Annotated in this window: 18 protein-coding genes and 1 pseudogene; 14 read left to right on the top strand and 5 right to left on the bottom strand. The window is 68.6% G+C overall.

All coding sequences use genetic code 11. The features are described 5' to 3' along the window. Positions 1–67: 67 nt before the first annotated feature. The 14 genes from glyQ to BMZ19_RS14840 all read left to right on the top strand — a co-directional run bounded on the left by glyQ (position 68) and on the right by BMZ19_RS14840 (position 11,972). Positions 68–1,018, top strand: a complete 951-nt coding sequence (gene glyQ, locus BMZ19_RS14905) for a glycine--tRNA ligase subunit alpha (protein ID WP_090312247.1) — start codon at positions 68–70, stop codon at positions 1,016–1,018. Then, positions 1,015–3,069, top strand: coding sequence for a glycine--tRNA ligase subunit beta (glyS, locus tag BMZ19_RS14900; protein WP_090312245.1), 2,055 nt, complete (start codon positions 1,015–1,017; stop codon positions 3,067–3,069). Before glyQ ends, glyS begins: the two co-directional genes overlap by 4 nt. A 128-nt stretch (positions 3,070–3,197) precedes the next feature. Further along, on the top strand, positions 3,198–3,887 hold the full coding sequence (gmhB, locus tag BMZ19_RS14895; RefSeq protein WP_342028253.1) for a D-glycero-beta-D-manno-heptose 1,7-bisphosphate 7-phosphatase: 690 nt from the start codon (positions 3,198–3,200) through the stop codon (positions 3,885–3,887). Continuing rightward, complete coding sequence (locus tag BMZ19_RS14890; protein WP_090312240.1) at positions 3,884–4,627, top strand: lysophospholipid acyltransferase family protein; 744 nt, start codon at positions 3,884–3,886, stop codon at positions 4,625–4,627. Before gmhB ends, BMZ19_RS14890 begins: the two co-directional genes overlap by 4 nt. 102 nt (positions 4,628–4,729) lie before the next feature. Beyond that, the gene (locus tag BMZ19_RS14885; RefSeq protein ID WP_090312238.1) at positions 4,730–5,851 is read left to right on the top strand and encodes a PilT/PilU family type 4a pilus ATPase; all 1,122 of its coding nucleotides are present in this window, start codon (positions 4,730–4,732) and stop codon (positions 5,849–5,851) included. Between the two features lie 161 nt (positions 5,852–6,012). Further along, positions 6,013–7,230, top strand: a complete 1,218-nt coding sequence (locus BMZ19_RS14880; RefSeq protein ID WP_170847785.1) for a Fic family protein — start codon at positions 6,013–6,015, stop codon at positions 7,228–7,230. 136 nt (positions 7,231–7,366) lie between these two features. After that, positions 7,367–7,852 (top strand): GNAT family N-acetyltransferase, encoded by a 486-nt coding sequence (locus BMZ19_RS14875; RefSeq protein ID WP_090312234.1) that lies wholly within the window; start codon positions 7,367–7,369, stop codon positions 7,850–7,852. Positions 7,853–8,038: 186 nt separating this feature from the next. Beyond that, the gene (locus BMZ19_RS14870; RefSeq protein WP_090312233.1) at positions 8,039–8,350 is read left to right on the top strand and encodes a BufA1 family periplasmic bufferin-type metallophore; all 312 of its coding nucleotides are present in this window, start codon (positions 8,039–8,041) and stop codon (positions 8,348–8,350) included. A 22-nt stretch (positions 8,351–8,372) separates the two neighbouring features. After that, positions 8,373–9,278: an MNIO family bufferin maturase gene (bufB, locus tag BMZ19_RS14865; protein WP_090312231.1), complete on the top strand. Its 906-nt coding sequence runs from the start codon at positions 8,373–8,375 to the stop codon at positions 9,276–9,278. Beyond that, positions 9,275–10,054, top strand: a complete 780-nt coding sequence (locus BMZ19_RS14860) for an HvfC/BufC N-terminal domain-containing protein (RefSeq protein WP_090312229.1) — start codon at positions 9,275–9,277, stop codon at positions 10,052–10,054. The genes bufB and BMZ19_RS14860 overlap by 4 nt, the downstream gene beginning before the upstream one ends. Further along, the gene (locus tag BMZ19_RS14855) at positions 10,051–10,560 is read left to right on the top strand and encodes a DoxX family protein (RefSeq protein ID WP_090312227.1); all 510 of its coding nucleotides are present in this window, start codon (positions 10,051–10,053) and stop codon (positions 10,558–10,560) included. The genes BMZ19_RS14860 and BMZ19_RS14855 overlap by 4 nt, the downstream gene beginning before the upstream one ends. Positions 10,561–10,738: 178 nt before the next feature. Continuing rightward, on the top strand, positions 10,739–11,101 hold the full coding sequence (locus BMZ19_RS22465) for a glutaredoxin family protein (RefSeq protein ID WP_090312225.1): 363 nt from the start codon (positions 10,739–10,741) through the stop codon (positions 11,099–11,101). A 77-nt stretch (positions 11,102–11,178) separates the two neighbouring features. Continuing rightward, positions 11,179–11,682, top strand: a complete 504-nt coding sequence (locus BMZ19_RS14845; protein ID WP_090312222.1) for a hypothetical protein — start codon at positions 11,179–11,181, stop codon at positions 11,680–11,682. A gap of 29 nt (positions 11,683–11,711) precedes the next feature. Further along, positions 11,712–11,972, top strand: a complete 261-nt coding sequence (locus tag BMZ19_RS14840) for a hypothetical protein (protein WP_090312220.1) — start codon at positions 11,712–11,714, stop codon at positions 11,970–11,972. Positions 11,973–12,065: 93 nt separating this feature from the next. Here BMZ19_RS14840 and BMZ19_RS14835 read toward each other — a convergent pair whose 3' ends face one another. The 5 genes and pseudogenes from BMZ19_RS14835 to xylJ form a co-directional block, all read right to left on the bottom strand. Then, a complete protein-coding gene (locus tag BMZ19_RS14835; protein WP_483153915.1) occupies positions 12,066–12,302 on the bottom strand; it encodes a 4-oxalocrotonate tautomerase in 237 nt (78 codons plus the stop codon). A gap of 10 nt (positions 12,303–12,312) precedes the next feature. After that, a complete protein-coding gene (gene dmpH, locus BMZ19_RS14830; protein WP_090312215.1) occupies positions 12,313–13,107 on the bottom strand; it encodes a 2-oxo-3-hexenedioate decarboxylase in 795 nt (264 codons plus the stop codon). Beyond that, positions 13,104–14,144 (bottom strand): 4-hydroxy-2-oxovalerate aldolase, encoded by a 1,041-nt coding sequence (dmpG, locus tag BMZ19_RS14825; protein WP_090312214.1) that lies wholly within the window; start codon positions 14,142–14,144, stop codon positions 13,104–13,106. Before dmpG ends, dmpH begins: the two co-directional genes overlap by 4 nt. Positions 14,145–14,157: 13 nt before the next feature. Further along, the gene (locus tag BMZ19_RS14820; protein WP_090312213.1) at positions 14,158–15,081 is read right to left on the bottom strand and encodes an acetaldehyde dehydrogenase (acetylating); all 924 of its coding nucleotides are present in this window, start codon (positions 15,079–15,081) and stop codon (positions 14,158–14,160) included. A 14-nt stretch (positions 15,082–15,095) separates the two neighbouring features. Further along, positions 15,096–15,532, bottom strand: a pseudogene (gene xylJ, locus BMZ19_RS14815) (2-hydroxypent-2,4-dienoate hydratase); the annotation flags it as partial.

The following is a 15,532-nucleotide window of genomic DNA, read 5'->3' as shown; positions in this document are numbered from 1 at the left end:
CCTGCGGCGCGCGCCGCGCTTCGGTTATACTCGGCGGCTTTACGCAAGCCTCAGAACAGGTGATTTCGTGAGCCAGACTACGCCTGCCGTGCGCACCTTCCAGGACCTGATCCTCGCCCTGCAAAGCTACTGGGCGGAGCAGGGCTGCGTGGTATTGCAGCCCTACGACATGGAAATGGGCGCCGGCACCTTCCACACCGCCACCTTCCTGCGCGCCATCGGTCCCGAGACCTGGAACGCCGCCTACGTGCAGCCCTCGCGCCGCCCGGCCGACGGCCGCTACGGCGAGAACCCCAACCGCCTGCAGCACTACTACCAGTTCCAGGTGGTGTTGAAGCCGAACCCGGACAACATCCAGGATCTGTACCTCGGCTCGCTGCGCGCCATCGGTATCGACCCGCTGGTCCACGACATCCGCTTCGTCGAGGACAACTGGGAATCGCCGACCCTCGGCGCCTGGGGCCTGGGCTGGGAAGTCTGGCTCAACGGCATGGAAGTCACCCAGTTCACCTACTTCCAGCAGGTCGGCGGCGTCGAGTGCTACCCGGTGACCGGCGAGATCACCTACGGCCTCGAGCGCCTGGCCATGTACCTGCAGGGCGTCGACTCGGTGTACGACCTGGTCTACTCCGACGGCCCGTTCGGCAAGGTCACCTACGGCGACGTGTTCCACCAGAACGAGGTGGAGCAGTCCACCTACAACTTCGAGCACGCCAACGTCGACAAGCTGTTCGAGCTGTTCGACTTCTACGAGGCCGAGGCCAACCGCCTGATGGCCCTCGAGCTGCCGCTGCCGACCTACGAGATGGTGGTCAAGGCCTCGCACACCTTCAACCTGCTCGACGCCCGCCGCGCCATCTCGGTGACCGCGCGCCAGCAGTACATCCTGCGCGTGCGCACCCTGGCCCGCGCCGTGGCGCAGAGCTACCTGCAGGCGCGCGCCAAGCTCGGCTTCCCGATGGCCACCGCCGAACTGCGTGACGAAGTACTGGCCAAGCTGAAGGAGGCCGCAGAATGAGTACCCAAGATTTCCTGGTCGAACTGGGCACCGAAGAGCTGCCACCCAAGGCGCTGAAGACCCTCGCCGAGGCGTTCCTCGCCGGCATCGAGAAGGGCCTCAAGGCCGCGGGCCTGGCTTACGAAGGCGCGCGCTACTACGCCGCGCCGCGCCGCCTGGCCGTGCTGGTTTCGGCGCTGGCCACCCAGCAGCCGGACCGCAGCGTCAACCTCGACGGCCCGCCGGTGCAGGCGGCCTTCGACAAGGACGGCCAGCCGACCCAGGCGGCGCTGGGCTTCGCCCGCAAGTGCGGCGTCGATCTCGAGCAGATCGACCGCAGCGGCGCGAAACTCAAGTTCGTGCAGAGCATCCCCGGCCAGCCGGCCGCCAGCCTGCTGCCGGGTATCGTCGAGAACTCGCTGAACGAGCTGCCGATCCCCAAGCGCATGCGCTGGGCGGCCCGTCGCGAGGAGTTCGTGCGGCCGACCCAGTGGCTGGTGATGCTGTTCGGTGAGCAGGTGATCGACTGCACCATCCTCACCCAGCAGGCCGGTCGCGTGTCCCGCGGCCACCGCTTCCACGCCAACCACGACGTGCGCATCAGCAACCCGGCCAGCTACGCCGAGGACCTGCGCAGCGCCTACGTGCTCGCCGACTTCGCCGAGCGCCGCGCGCTGATCGACGCCCGCGTCGCCGAACTGGCCAGCGAGCAGAACGGCAAGGCCATCGTGCCGCCGGCGCTGCTCGACGAGGTGACCGCGCTGGTCGAGTGGCCGGTGCCGCTGGTCTGCTCGTTCGAGGAGCGCTTCCTCGAGGTGCCGCAGGAAGCGCTGATCACCACCATGCAGGACAACCAGAAGTACTTCTGCCTGGTCGACGGCAACGGCAAGCTGCTGCCGCGCTTCATCACCGTGGCCAACATCGAGTCGAAGGACCCGGCGCAGATCGTTGCCGGCAACGAGAAGGTGGTGCGCCCGCGTCTGACCGACGCCGAGTTCTTCTTCAAGCAGGACAAGAAGCACCCGCTGGAGCAGAACAACCAGCGCCTGGCCAACGTGGTGTTCCAGGCCCAGCTGGGTAGCGTGTTCAACAAGGCCGAGCGCGTCTCCGCCCTGGCCGGCTTCATCGCCGCGCGCATCGGCGGCGATGCCGAGCGCGCTGCGCGTGCCGGCATCCTCTCCAAGTGCGACCTGGCCAGCGAGATGGTCGGCGAGTTCCCGGAGATGCAGGGCATCGCCGGCTACTACTACGCATTGCACGATGGCGAGCCGGCCGATGTCGCCCTGGCGCTCAACGAGCAGTACATGCCGCGCGGCGCCGGCGCCGAACTGCCGTCCACCCTGACCGGTGCCGCCGTGGCGGTGGCCGACAAGCTCGACACCCTGGTCGGCATCTTCGGCATCGGTATGCTGCCCACCGGCTCCAAGGACCCCTACGCGCTGCGCCGTGCGGCGCTCGGCGTGCTGCGCATCCTGATCGAGAAGCAGCTGGATCTCGACCTGGTGCAGGCGGTGGCCTTCGCCATCGAGCAGTACGGCGACAAGGTCAAGGCCGACGGCCTGGCCGTCCAGGTGCTCGACTTCATCTTCGACCGCCTGCGCGCCCGCTACGAGGACGAAGGCGTCGAGGTGGCGGTGTACCAGGCCGTGCGTGCCCTGGCGCCGACCTCGCCGCTGGACTTCGACCAGCGCGTGCAGGCCGTGCAGGCGTTCCGTCAGCTAGCCGAGGCCGCCACCCTGGCCGCCGCCAACAAGCGGGTGTCCAACATCCTCGCCAAGGCCGAAGGCGAAGTGCCGGCGCTGGTCAGCAGCACCCTGCTGGTCGAGCCGGCCGAGCAGGCGCTGGCCACCGCCGTGGCCGCCGCCGCCGAAGCGGTCGCCCCGCTGGCCGCCGCGCGCAACTACCGCGCCGCGCTGGAGCGTCTGGCCAGCCTGCGCACGCCGGTGGATGCGTTCTTCGACAGCGTGCTGGTCAATGCCGACGATGCCGCCGTGCGCGCCAACCGCTACGCGCTGCTGGCCCAGCTGCGCGGGCTGTTCCTCGGCGTGGCGGACATCTCGCTGCTCGGCTGAACGGTGGGCAAGCCGGATGGCTTGCCCACCTACGCCCCCTTTCTGCGTAGGGCGGGCAACTCGCATAGCGATTGTCCGCCGAAGCATGAACTGGCGGACACGGCTGCACGGTTGCTCTCCCACCCCGACTGTTAGGAGGCGCGCCCTCGCGGCGATACGGGCCGCAGGCCCGCAGGAGCGCAAGAGCATCGTCCCGAGGGCGGGCCTCCCACAACAGCCCGACGTTTGACCGAAATACCGTATCCACACCTGCCGCCCTACAGGGCCCGACCATGAAACTGCTGATTCTCGACCGCGACGGGGTCATCAACGAGGACTCCGACGCCTACATCAAGTCCGTCGCCGAATGGATCCCGATCCCCGGCTCGATCGAGGCCATCGCCCGCCTGAACCAGGCCGGCTGGACCGTGGCGGTGGCCACCAACCAGTCGGGCCTGGCCCGCGGCTACTACGACGAGGCCACCCTCGAGGCCATGCACACGCACCTGCGCCAGCTGGTGGCGGAGCAGGGCGGCGAGCTCGGCCTGATCGTCCACTGCCCGCACGGCCCGGACGAGGGCTGCGACTGCCGCAAGCCGCTGCCCGGCCTATTGCAGCAGATCGCCGCGCATTACCGCGTCGAGCTGGCCGGCCTCTGGTTCGTCGGCGACAGCCCCGGCGACATTGCCGCCGCCCGGGCGGTCGGCTGCCAGCCGGTGCTGGTGCTCAGCGGCAAGGGCGAGCGCACCCAGGCCACGGGCCTGCCGCAAGGCGTTCTGGTGTTCGACGATCTGGCGGCGGTAGCCGCCCACCTGCTGGCCGTGGAGGCCGACCGATGACCCTGCGTACCGCCCTGTTCTACCTGCTGCTCGGCCTGAGCACCGTCATCTGGTGCCTGCTCAGCCTGCTGATCGCCCCCTGGCTGCCGCAGAAGGCCCGCTACATCTTCATCGCCCGCACCTGGTGCCGCTTCGCCGTGTGGCTGAGCCGGGTCATGCTCGGCATCGACTACCGCCTCGAAGGGCTGGAGAACATCCCCCAGCAGCCGTGCGTGATTCTCGCCAAGCACCAGAGCGCCTGGGAAACCTTCTTCCTCACCGCGCATTTTGCGCCGCTGACCCAGGTGCTCAAGCAGGAGCTGCTGCGCATCCCGTTCTACGGCTGGGCGTTCAAGCTGCTCAAGCCGATCGGCATCGACCGCAGCAACCCCAAGCAGGCGCTCAAGCAGGTGGCCCACCTCGGCCTGGAACGCCTGCAGCAGGGCAACTGGCTGCTGATCTTCCCGGAAGGCACGCGCATTCCGGCCGGCGAGATGGGCAAGTTCTCGCGCAGCGGCGCCTCGGTGGCCGTGGCCGCAGGCGTACCGGTGCTGCCGGTGGCCCACAACGCTGGCGAGCTCTGGCCGCGTGACGGCTGGCAGCGCCATCCGGGCACGGTCAGCGTGGTGTTCGGCCCGGCCATGCACGCCGAGGGCGAAGGCCCGCGCGCGGTGGCCGAGCTCAACCAGCGCGCCGAAACCTGGATCACCGAGACCATGCAGAAAATCAACGGCACCGCGCCGGCAAACAAGGCAGACTGACGACCTGCAGCCCTTCCCGCGCCGGAAGGGGATCGCGCCACTCGGCCGGCCTCGCGCCGGCAGCAGCGCCAGCACTCATCCCGGTTCACGGAGGCAAGCGGCATGGATGTGTTTCGTTACCTGCACCTGATGGTCGAGCAGGGCGGTTCCGACCTGTTCTTCAGCGTCGGTGCACCCGCGCAGCTCAAGCGCGAGGGCCAGAGCCTGCCGGTCGGCAAGGTGCCACTGGCGCCGGGATCGGTGCAGCAGCTGGCCTACCAGATGATGAACCAGAAGCAGATCGCCGAGTTCGAGCGCGACCTGGAGATGAACCTGGCCATCGGCCTCGACGGCGCCGGGCGCTTCCGGGTCAACGTCTACTACCAGCGCGGCGACGTGGCCATGGTGGTGCGCCACATCAAGAGCAAGATCCCCGGCATCGGCGAACTCGGCCTGCCGGCCAAGCTGGAAGAGCTGGTGATGCTCGACCGCGGCCTGATCCTGGTGGTCGGCGCCGCCGGCAGCGGCAAGTCGACCACCCTGGCGTCGATGCTCGACCTGCGCAACCGCTCGCGCGGCGGCCATATCGTGTGCATCGAGGACCCGATCGAGTTCATCCACAGCCACCAGCGCGCGATCATCGACCAGCGCGAGGTGGGCCTGGATACGCGCAGCTTCGAGCAGGCGCTGCTCAACGTGCTGCGCGAGTCGCCGGACGTGATCATGATCGGCGAGATCCGCGACCTGGCCACCATGCAGCACGCCCTGCACTACAGCGAGACCGGCCACCTGTGCCTGGCCACCCTGCACGCCACCAACACCACCCAGGCCATCGAGCGCATCTGCAACTTCTTCCCCAAGGAAGCGCGAGCGCAGGTGCTCGGCGACCTGGCGCTCAACCTGCAGGGCATCGTCGGCCAGCGCCTGGTGCCGGGGCGCGAGGAAAAGCGCGTGGCCGCCGTCGAGCTGCTGCTGAAGACCCCGTACATCGCCGACCTGATCCAGCGCGACCAGCTCGACGACATCAAGACCGCCCTCGGCCGCAGCCAGGAGCTCGGCCTGCAGACCTTCGACCAGCACCTCTACAGCCTGGTCCAGGCCGGGCGCATCAGCCTCGACGAGGCCCTGCGCCACGCCGACTCGCGCACCGACCTGACCCTGCGCGCCAAGCTGGCCCGCGGCTTCCACGCTGAGGACGCCGAGCTCAAGGTGATGCGCGACTCCGAGCTGAACATCACCCTGTAACGCCGCCACCCATGCTGCCTTGCGGGCTAGCGGCCGGACCTGTCACCGGCCGGTAGTCGCGTGCGCGGAACATGAACGAAAGCACGCTGGCGCGCGCCCGCCACCCGCGGCATTTGGTTACCATGCCAGCTGCTCCTCCTTGCGCAACCAGGGTATCGCGGATGAAAGACCAGCCAGACCTCGAGTGGAAAGACCTCCCAGCGGCATCCCCCGGCGCGACCACCGACCGCTTCCTGCACCCGGACGCCGGCGGCAGCTGGGACGACCTGCCGATGCCCCAGGTGCAACTGGCCGACCTCGATCCCCAGGCGCTGGCCGACTTCCGCCAGCGCGCCGCGGCCAGCCAGCGGCTCAGCTGCGCCGCCGTGGAGGAGGGCGATGCCGCCCTGGTCGAACAGCTGCAGCTGTTCCATCTCAAGCGCGCGGCCGCGCTGCTGTTCCACGCCGAGCCGGAAAAGCTGGTCAGCGGCGCCTACATCCGCATCGGCCACTTCCGCCGCGATAACGGCCTGGTCGAGCAGCATGCCATCGGTGGCAACCTGTTCGTCCAGCTCGAGCGCAGCCTGGCGCTGCTCGAGGAGCACCTGCAGCGTGATCCAGACGGCGGCGAAGCCCGCGCACCGGCGGCCTACCCGCTGCCCATCGCGGCGCTGCGCGAGGCGCTGATCAATGCCATCGTGCACAAGGACTACGCCAGCGGCATCCCGATCCAGATCCGCCTGCACGACGACCGCATCAGCCTGTGGAATCCGGCACGCCTGCCGGAAGGCTGGAGCATCGCCAGCCTGCGCACCCGCCACCTGTCGCGCCCCGGCAACCCGGACATCGCCAACGCCTTCTACCGCGCCGGGCTGATCGAGGCCTGGGGCCTGGGCATCGACAAGCTCATCGCCGCCTGCCGCGCCCACGGCATCGTCGAACCCCTGCTGCGCCACGAGCAGGATGGCCTGTGGCTGGAGTTTGCCTTTACCCGCGCGCTGCCCCGTCACTTCGCTGCAGGCCCCGCCAGCCGTGGCGCAGGCCGCGCGACAGGTGAAGCAAAAAGTGAAGCCACAGGTGAAGCAGCAGGTCATGCTGCAGGTGAAGATGCAGGCGAAGTTGCAGGTCATGTCGCGGGCAGGAGTACAAGTCATGTTGCAGGCCATGTCACAGGTGAAGTTCGCCGTCTGGTCCAGGCCTGCGACGGCGTGATGAGCCGCAAGGCGCTGCAGGACGCGCTGGGCCTGCGCAGCGACGCCAACTTCCGCACCCTGTACCTGGTGCCGGCGCTGGAGGCCGGACTGCTCGAGATGACCATCCCCGACAAGCCCAAGAGCAGCCGCCAGCAGTACCGGTTGTCGGCGACAGGCGCCGCACTGCGCCAGCGCGCACCGGCCTGACCGGCAGGGCAGAGGGGCGACCTGTGGGTAACTCTTATCCACAAGAGACGATTGCCTGGCTGTGGCCCTTCTGTGGATAATCGACCGGCCAACTTGTCCACAGGGCCGGTTGCCGGCCCTTCCACAGGAGTTCAGGATGAACACCAACCTCAGTTTCCGTCCGGTCCGCGACGATGACCTTCCCGCCATCTGCACCTTCGCCCACACGCCCGAAGAGCTGTATTTCCTCGCCCCGCGCGCCCGCTTCCCGCTCGACGTCGATCAGCTGGCAACCAGCATCGCCCAGCGCAGCGACTCCAGCGTGGTCTGCCGCGGCGACCAGGTGCTGGCCTTCGCCAACATCTACAAGCGCGAGCAGGGCGCCTGCTACGTGGGCAACGTCGCGGTGGCACCCCAGGCGCGGCGCCAGGGCGTGGCGCGCTTTCTCATGCAGCAGATGGCGCGGCTGGCCAGCGAGCACCACGCGGCCAGCGAGATGCGGGTGTCCTGCTTCAACAGCAATGCCGCCGGCCTGCTGCTGTACTCGCGGCTCGGCTACACACCCTTCGCCCTCGAGGAGCGACTCGACCAGAGGCAGCAGCCGATCGTGCTGATCCACCTGCGCCTGCCGTTGGCCGACTGAAGCGCAGACACACGCTGCTGTCGTCAGCCAGACAAGCCCTGCCGATCCTGCGCAGTGGGGCTAGCCTTCTAGTGGTCCGCCGGGCGCTGTAACAAATGCGCCGCCGGCGCATCGGAAATACGAACCGGTCGGTATGCTCCGCAATTCCGCCCGGTCCGTTCCCATCCGCAATGGAGACTGACCACCATGAAAGCCAGCATCCCCGCCGTCTCGGCCGCCAGCCTTGCCCTCGCCCTGGGCGCCGCACTTTCTCTCGCCAGCGCCCCGCTGACTGCCCAGGCGGCGGACAACGAGAAGTGCTTCGGCGTCGCCCTCAAGGGCAAGAACGACTGCGCCGCCGGGCCGGGCACTACCTGCGCCGGTACCGCCAAGGTCGACTACCAGGGCAACGCCTGGAAGTTCGTGCCCACCGGTACCTGCGAGAAGACCGCCTCACCCACCTCGCCGACCGGCTTCGGCCAGTTGCAGGCCTTCGAGGAAACCAAGCAGGCCTCGTGAGCGACCGGCAGGAGCGCCAACCATGAGCAGACTCTTCGAGCGTGCCGTCGCTGACGGCGCTCCTGCGCCCCGCGACGGCCTGCCGGCGCGGGCCGGCCTCGGACTCAAGCCGCAGCATTTCCGGGAGATCCTCGCGACCCGTCCCGATATCGGCTTCTTCGAAGTCCATGCCGAGAACTATCTGGTCGACGGCGGCCCCTTCCACCACTTCCTGGGCCAGATCCGCGAGCGCTACCCGCTGTCCATCCATGGCGTCGGGCTGTCGATCGGCGCCGAACAAGCGCTCGACGAGCAGCACCTCGCCCGCCTGGCCGACCTGCTCGAGCGCTACCAGCCGCAGGCCTTCTCCGAGCACCTGGCCTGGTCCAGCCACGGCGACGTCTTCCTCAACGACCTGCTGCCGCTGCCCTACGACACGGCGACCCTGGCGCGGGTCTGTGCGCACGTCGACCGGGTGCAGGAGCGCCTCAAGCGCCGCATGCTGCTGGAGAATCCGGCGACCTACGTCGAGTTCGCCGCCTCGACGCTGGACGAGGCGGAATTCATTGCCGAGGTGGTCCGCCGCACCGGCTGCGGGCTGCTGCTCGACGTCAACAACGCCTACGTGTCCTGCATCAACCATGGCCGCGACCCCGCCGCCTACCTCGATGCTCTGCCGCTCGACGCGGTCGGCGAGATCCACCTGGCCGGCTTCGCCGAGGACCGCGACGGCGCCGGCGCGCGTCTGCTGATCGACAGCCACGGCGCGCCGGTCGACAACGCCGTGTGGGCGCTCTATGCGCGCACACTGCAACGCACGGGAGCGCTGCCGACCCTGCTCGAGCGCGACAACGACGTCCCGCCGCTGGCGCTGCTGCTGAGCGAGGCCGCACAGGCAGAAACGCTGCTCGCCGGCCAGTCCCGCCGGGCGCAGGAGGTACCGGCATGAGCCAGCAGGCCGAATTCGCCGCCGCGCTGCTCGATCCGACGCGGCCCTGCCCGGGCGGGCTGAAGACCTGGAACGGTTCCGACCCGGCCGCGCGCCTGGCGGTCTACCGCAACAACGTCGTCGTCTCGCTGGTCGACGCCCTGGGCGACACCTTTCCGGTGGTGCAGGCGCTGGTCGGCGAGGAATTCTTCCGCGCCATGGCGCGCCTGCATGTACGCGCCGCGCCGCCGCGCACGCGCATCCTGGCCCACTACGGGGCGGATTTTCCCGCCTTCGTCGCAGACTTCGCCCCGGCTGCCGGCCTGCCCTATCTGGCCGACGTGGCGCGCCTGGAATGGCTGCGCGTACGTGCCTGCCATGCGGCGGATGCCCCGGTTGCCGACAGTGCGGCGCTCGCCGCCCTGCTCGGCGATCCCGAGCGCCTGTCCGGGCTGCGTCTGGTCCTGCAGCCCGCACTGGCGCTGCTGCGCTCGCCCTTCGCCGTCGTCTCGCTGTGGGCGGCCCACCAGGGCGCGCTGGACATCGCCCAGATCGACCCCGGCCGCGCGGAAAACGCCCTGGTGCTGCGCCACGGACTGGAAGTCGAGGTGATCGGCCTCATGCCGGGCGAGGTGCTGTTCGTCGCCCGCCTGCAGGAGGGCGTCAGCCTCGGGCAGGCGGCAGGGGAGGCCGCGTCCCGGCATCCCGATCTGGACATTGCGGCGCCGCTGGCGCAACTGCTCCGCGCCGGGGCCATCAGCCAGTTCAGCCTCGACCACGGAGGACCCTGCGCATGAACCGCTCGCTGCCCGTGCGCCTGATCGCCGGCGCCGTCGAACGCTGCCAACGCCTGCCCTATGACCTGATCGCCCTGCTGGCCCGCTTCTCCATCGCCGCGGTGTTCTGGAGGTCCGGGCAGACCAAGGTCGAGGGTCTGGCCATCGACCTGGTGACCGGCACCTTCCAGCTCGGCCTGCCGCGGCTGGCCGCCTCGACCGTGCCGCTGTTCGCCGAGGAATACCAGGTGCCGTTGCTGCCGCCGGAGCTGGCCGCCCTGATGGCGACCGTGGCCGAACATGTGTTTCCCGTCCTGCTGCTGCTCGGCCTGGCGACGCGCTTTTCCGCCCTGGCCCTGCTCGGCATGACCGTGGTGATCCAGATCTTCGTCTATCCCGGCGCCTATCCGACCCACGGCGTATGGGCCACCTGCCTTTTGCTGCTGATCGCCCGCGGAGCGGGTGTCCTCTCGCTCGACCGGCTGATCGCGCGACGCTATGGTGGCCGCCGAGCAGCCGCCAGTTGACCACCGCGACGAACAGCCGCTGATCCAGGACAGGGTTGGCCGGCCAGCCGCGGGCGTCCGTGAAGCCGTCCGCCGACGTCCGGGCGGGCGGGCGGCACAACGGAGTGAGACAGTTCACTCCGTCAAGCCGGATGGACCTGCTAGAGTGCCCGCCCGCTTTCGACAAACGGACTTGTCCATGCGCAACCTCATCCTCCTGCTCGCCCTGTGTGGCGGCGGCTACCAGGCCTGGCAGCACTTCTCCCGCGTCCCCCAAGAGAGCAACGCGCCGCTGCACGCCGAGCCCTATCTGGCCGTCTACGGCCGCGACAGCTGCGGTTACACCCAGGCCACCCTGCGTCAGCTCCAGCAGGCCGGCATCCGCTACCAGTACCACTCGGTGGACGAGCCGGCGGTGGCCGACCTGCTGCACCGACGCATGCAGAATGCCGGCCTCGAGGTCAGGCGCTACACCCTGCCGGTGGTCGACCTCAACAACGCCATCACGGTGCATCCGGACAACGACCAGTTGCTGGCGCAGGCGCGCCAGCTGCTGCGCTAGAGCAGACAGTCCCGCTACGCATCGAGCTCGACAGCCCGCTCCGACCATCCACCCACCAAGGCAATGGAAGCCTCCAGATGAACAAGCTGTTCCACAACACCCTCTACCTCCGCCTGCAGCCTGACCAGCTGCACGCCCTGCATGTGGAGTCCGGCCGGACCTTCGCCGAAGCGCCGCTGCTGGCCCTGCGCCACGACAAGGGCAGGCGGGTGCCGCTGGCGGCCGGCAGCGAGGCCCTGGCCCTGCGCGGGCAGGAGGGGATCGAGCTGGCCAACGGCTTCGAGCATCCGCGCACCCTGCTGGCGGACTTCGGCGTGGCGGAGAAGACCCTGCAGCTGCTGCTCAGGAAGATCCTGCCAGCCTCGCTGCTGCAGCGGGCGCCGACGGTGATCCTGCATCCGCAGGCGCTGCTCGAGGGCGGCCTGACCCAGCTGGAGATCCGCGGCTTTGCCGAGCTGCTGCGCGGCGCCGGCGCGCGCCAGGTGTTCATCTGGAGCGGGGCGGAGCTGAGCCGGACCGATCTGCAGACCCAGCGCTTTCCCGCCGAACGTGGCACATTGCTCTATCCCGAACCCCACTGAGCCGGCGCAGAGCCGCAAGGATCGCGCAGATGAGCGACGAGCAGTACCGCCACGAATCCCTCAACGTGCTGCGCGAGATCCGCGACACCCAGCGCGAGATCCTCGCCCAGCTGGCCGCCCAGCGTACGCTGGCGGAGCAGCAGGTCGCCCGCTCGCGGGACAAGGTGGAGGAATCCATCGGCCTGCAGAGACTGGCCCTGCAGCGCCAGCGCACGATCACCCTGATCGCGGTACCGGGCATCCTCGTCTGCATCGTCGCCATTGGCTATCTGGTACTGCGCTACTTCTAGGGCACAGGTGTTCCACGTGGAACACTCCCGCCAGAAACACGAAAGCCCGGCAAGCCGGGCTTTCGTGTCATGCTGCGGTCGGGGCTGCTGTCGCTACTTCCTGACCTTGCTGGCCGGCTCGCCGCCGATGCCCCAGTGGTCCTTCGGCAGCTCGGTGATCAGCACCCGCACGCGGTCGAGCGGCGAGTCGAGGGTGCGCGCCAGCGCCTCGCTGACCTCGCGGATCATCGCTTCCTTCTGCTCGTCGCTGCGGCCTTCCATGATGTGGACATGGGCAATCGGCATGTGCAGGTTCCTCGCTAAAAAGGCCCCGGCCGATGGCCGGGGCAAAAGGGGTGACTCAGACGAAGCGGGCCGACACGCTGCCCAGGCCCTGGTAGCGCACGGTGACGTTGTCGCCCGGCGCCACCGACACAGCGGCGGTGATGCCACCGGTCATGATGAAGGTGCCGGCCGGGATGTGCTCGCCGCGCTCGGCCAGCAGGTTGGCCAGCATGGCCACGCTGGACAGCGGGTGACCGAGCACCGCGGCGCCGGCGCCGACTTCCACCACTTCGCCGTTCTTTTCCATCACCACGCCGAGGGTGCGCAGGTCGACGTCCTCGAGGTTGGCCATCTGGCCGCCGGTGATGTAGCGGGTCGAGGAGGCGTTGTCGGCCACCACGCTGATCAGGTCGAACTTGAAGTTCTCGTAGCGCGAGTCGATCACCTCGACGGTGGGGATCACGTAGTCGATCGCCGCGATCACGTCGCCGATGTGGCAGCCCGGGCCGTGCAGCGGGGCCTTGGTGACCACCGAGATTTCCGCCTCGATCTTCGGGTGGATCAGCTTGGAGCAGTCCACCACGCCGCCGTCCGGCACGCTGAAGTAGTCGGCGAGGAAGCCGTAGATCGGCGTCTCCACGCCCATCTGCGCCATCTTCGCCCAGGAGGTCAGGCCCATCTTCAGGCCGACGGTCTTGTTGCCGCGGGCCTCCTTGCGGCGACGGATTTCCCACTGGATGTCGTAGGCGTCGGCGAAGGTCATCGCCGGGTAGTCGTTGGTGATCTTCGGAATGTCGTGGACATTCAGCTCGGCGCCTTCGACGTGCTCGGCCAGGGCCAGCACCTGTTCGCGGGTCAGGGTACGTTTCATGCAGTCACCTTCAGGTTCTGGCGAGCCTTGGCCATGTCGAGGGCCAGGTCTTCGATCATGTCTTCCTGGCCACCGACGGTACCGCGGCGGCCAAGCTCTACGAGGATGTCACGGGCCGGAACGCCGTACTTCTTCTCGGCGCGCTGGGCGAACAGCAGGAACGAGCTGTACACGCCGGCGTAGCCTAGGGTCAGGGCATCGCGGTCGACGCGGATCGGCTGGTCCATCAGCGGCACCACCAGGTCCTCGGCGACGTCCATGATCTTGTACAGGTCGATGCCGGTCTCGGCGCCCATGCGCGCGAGCACCGCGCAGAGCACTTCCAGCGGGGTGTTGCCTGCACCGGCACCGAGGCCCGCTACCGAGCCGTCGATACGCACTGCACCGGCCTCGATGGCGGCCAGCGAGTTGGCGATGGCCATGCCCATGTTGTGGTGGCCGTGGAAGCCGACCTGGGTGGCCGGGTTCAGCTCGGCGCGCAGCAGGCCGATCTTCTCGTTGACCTCGTCGGGCAGCATGAAGCCGGCCGAGTCGGTGCAGTAGATGCAGTTGGCGCCGTAGCTTTCCATCAGGCGGGCCTGCTCCAGCACCTTCTCCGGGCTGGCCATGTGGGCCATCATCAGGAAGCCGACGGTGTCGACGCCCATCTTGGCGGCCATGCCGATGTGCTGCTCGGAGACGTCGGCCTCGGTGCAGTGGGTGGCCACGCGGATGGTCGACACGCCGCAGTCCACCGCCATGCGCAGGTGGTCGACCGTGCCGATGCCCGGCAGCAGCAGGGCGGACACCTTGGCCTGCTTGAGCTGCGGGATCACCGTGCTCAGGTACTCCTCGTCGCTGTGCGCCGGGAAGCCGTAGTTGATCGAGCGCCCGCCCAGGCCGTCGCCGTGGGTGATCTCGATCAGTGGCATGCCGGCGGCGTCCAGGCCCTTGGCCACGGCGACCATCTGCTCGAGGCTGATCTGGTGGCGCTTGGCGTGCATGCCGTCGCGCAGGCTCATGTCGTGCAGGGTGACTTGCTTGCCTTGCAGATTCATCGTGCTATTCCCCTCAGGCCAGTGCAGCTTCGCGGCTCGGCAGTTGGATGGTGCCGGCGGCGATTTCCTCGGCGAACATCTCGGCGGTGCGCAGGCCGGCGGCGGTCATGATGTCCAGGTTGCCGGCGTACTTGGGCAGGTAGTCGCCCAGCCCCTCGACCTCCATGAAGATCGACACGCGGTTGCCATCGAACACCGGACCGTTCTTCAGGCGGTAGCCCGGCACGTACTTCTGCACCTCGGCGAGCATGGCGTGCACCGACGCGGTGATGGCGTCGCGGTCTGGCTCGCTCTCGGTCAGGCAGTGGATGGTGTCGCGCATCATCAGCGGCGGCTCGGCCGGGTTGATGATGATGATCGCCTTGCCTTCCTTAGCCCCGCCGACCTTCTCGATGGCGCCGGCGGTGGTGCGGGTGAACTCGTCGATGTTCTTGCGGGTGCCCGGGCCGACCGAACGCGAGGACACGGTGGCGACGATCTCGCCGTAGGCCACCGGCTGCACGCGGGACACCGCGGCGACCATCGGGATGGTCGCCTGGCCGCCGCAGGTGACCATGTTGACGTTCATCTCCAGCTTGCCGACGTGCTCCTTGAGGTTCACCGGCGGCACGCAGAACGGGCCGATGGCGGCCGGGGTCAGGTCGATCATCAGCACGCCCAGCTCGTTGAGCTTGCGGCTGTTCTCGGCGTGGGCGTAGGCGCTGGTGGCGTCGAAGGCGACGCGGATGTCGTCGGCGATGACGTGCGGCAGCAGGCCGTCGACGCCCTCGCAGGTGGTCTTCAGGCCGAACTCGCGGGCGCGCTTGAGGCCGTCGGACTCGGGGTCGATGCCGACCATCCACACCGGCTCGATCCACTCGGAGCGCAGCATCTTCATCACGAGGTCGGTGCCGATATTGCCCGGACCAATGATCGCGGCTTTCAGTTTCTTGCTCATGTTCAGGCTCCCGATCAGACGAAGCGCACGCTGGCGCTGCCGATGCCGCCGATGTCGACGCGCATGAAGTCGCCGGCCTTGACCGGCTCCAGCGGTACCAGCGAGCCGGAGAGGATCACTTCGCCGGCCTTCAGGCCGATGCCGAAGTGGCCGAGGGTGTTGGCCAGCCAGGCCACGCAGTTGACCGGCGAGCCCAGCGCGGCGGCGCCGGCGCCGGTGCTGATCTGCTGGCCGTTCTTCTCCACCACCATGCCGCAGGTGACCAGGTCGACCTGGCGCGGGGACACGGCCTGGTCGCCGAGGATGAACAGGCCGCAGGAGGCGTTGTCGGCGACGGTATCCTGGATCTTGATCTTCCAGTCCTGGATGCGCGAGTCGACCACCTCGAAGCAGGGGATCACGCACTCGGTGGCGGCCAGCACGTCGGCGTTGGTGATGCCCGGGCCCATCA

This window comes from Pseudomonas linyingensis (genome assembly GCF_900109175.1).
Taxonomy (GTDB): Bacteria; Pseudomonadota; Gammaproteobacteria; order Pseudomonadales; family Pseudomonadaceae; genus Geopseudomonas; species Geopseudomonas linyingensis.
This window is presented reverse-complemented; position numbering and strand designations above follow the sequence as displayed.

Bases quoted from the DNA above. Each gene is read 5' to 3' on its own strand.
- glyS (WP_090312245.1), top strand. From the start codon at position 1,015: ATGAGTACCCAAGATTTCCTGGTCGAACTGGGCACCGAAGAGCTGCCA.
- BMZ19_RS14890 (WP_090312240.1), top strand. From the start codon at position 3,884: ATGACCCTGCGTACCGCCCTGTTCTACCTGCTGCTCGGCCTGAGCACC.
- BMZ19_RS14885 (WP_090312238.1), top strand. From the start codon at position 4,730: ATGGATGTGTTTCGTTACCTGCACCTGATGGTCGAGCAGGGCGGTTCC.
- BMZ19_RS14880 (WP_170847785.1), top strand. From the start codon at position 6,013: ATGAAAGACCAGCCAGACCTCGAGTGGAAAGACCTCCCAGCGGCATCC.
- BMZ19_RS14875 (WP_090312234.1), top strand. From the start codon at position 7,367: ATGAACACCAACCTCAGTTTCCGTCCGGTCCGCGACGATGACCTTCCC.
- BMZ19_RS14870 (WP_090312233.1), top strand. From the start codon at position 8,039: ATGAAAGCCAGCATCCCCGCCGTCTCGGCCGCCAGCCTTGCCCTCGCC.
- bufB (WP_090312231.1), top strand. From the start codon at position 8,373: ATGAGCAGACTCTTCGAGCGTGCCGTCGCTGACGGCGCTCCTGCGCCC.
- BMZ19_RS14860 (WP_090312229.1), top strand. From the start codon at position 9,275: ATGAGCCAGCAGGCCGAATTCGCCGCCGCGCTGCTCGATCCGACGCGG.
- BMZ19_RS14855 (WP_090312227.1), top strand. From the start codon at position 10,051: ATGAACCGCTCGCTGCCCGTGCGCCTGATCGCCGGCGCCGTCGAACGC.
- BMZ19_RS22465 (WP_090312225.1), top strand. From the start codon at position 10,739: ATGCGCAACCTCATCCTCCTGCTCGCCCTGTGTGGCGGCGGCTACCAG.
- BMZ19_RS14845 (WP_090312222.1), top strand. From the start codon at position 11,179: ATGAACAAGCTGTTCCACAACACCCTCTACCTCCGCCTGCAGCCTGAC.
- BMZ19_RS14840 (WP_090312220.1), top strand. From the start codon at position 11,712: ATGAGCGACGAGCAGTACCGCCACGAATCCCTCAACGTGCTGCGCGAG.
- dmpH (WP_090312215.1), bottom strand. From the start codon at position 13,107: ATGAAACGTACCCTGACCCGCGAACAGGTGCTGGCCCTGGCCGAGCAC.
- dmpG (WP_090312214.1), bottom strand. From the start codon at position 14,144: ATGAATCTGCAAGGCAAGCAAGTCACCCTGCACGACATGAGCCTGCGC.
- BMZ19_RS14820 (WP_090312213.1), bottom strand. From the start codon at position 15,081: ATGAGCAAGAAACTGAAAGCCGCGATCATTGGTCCGGGCAATATCGGC.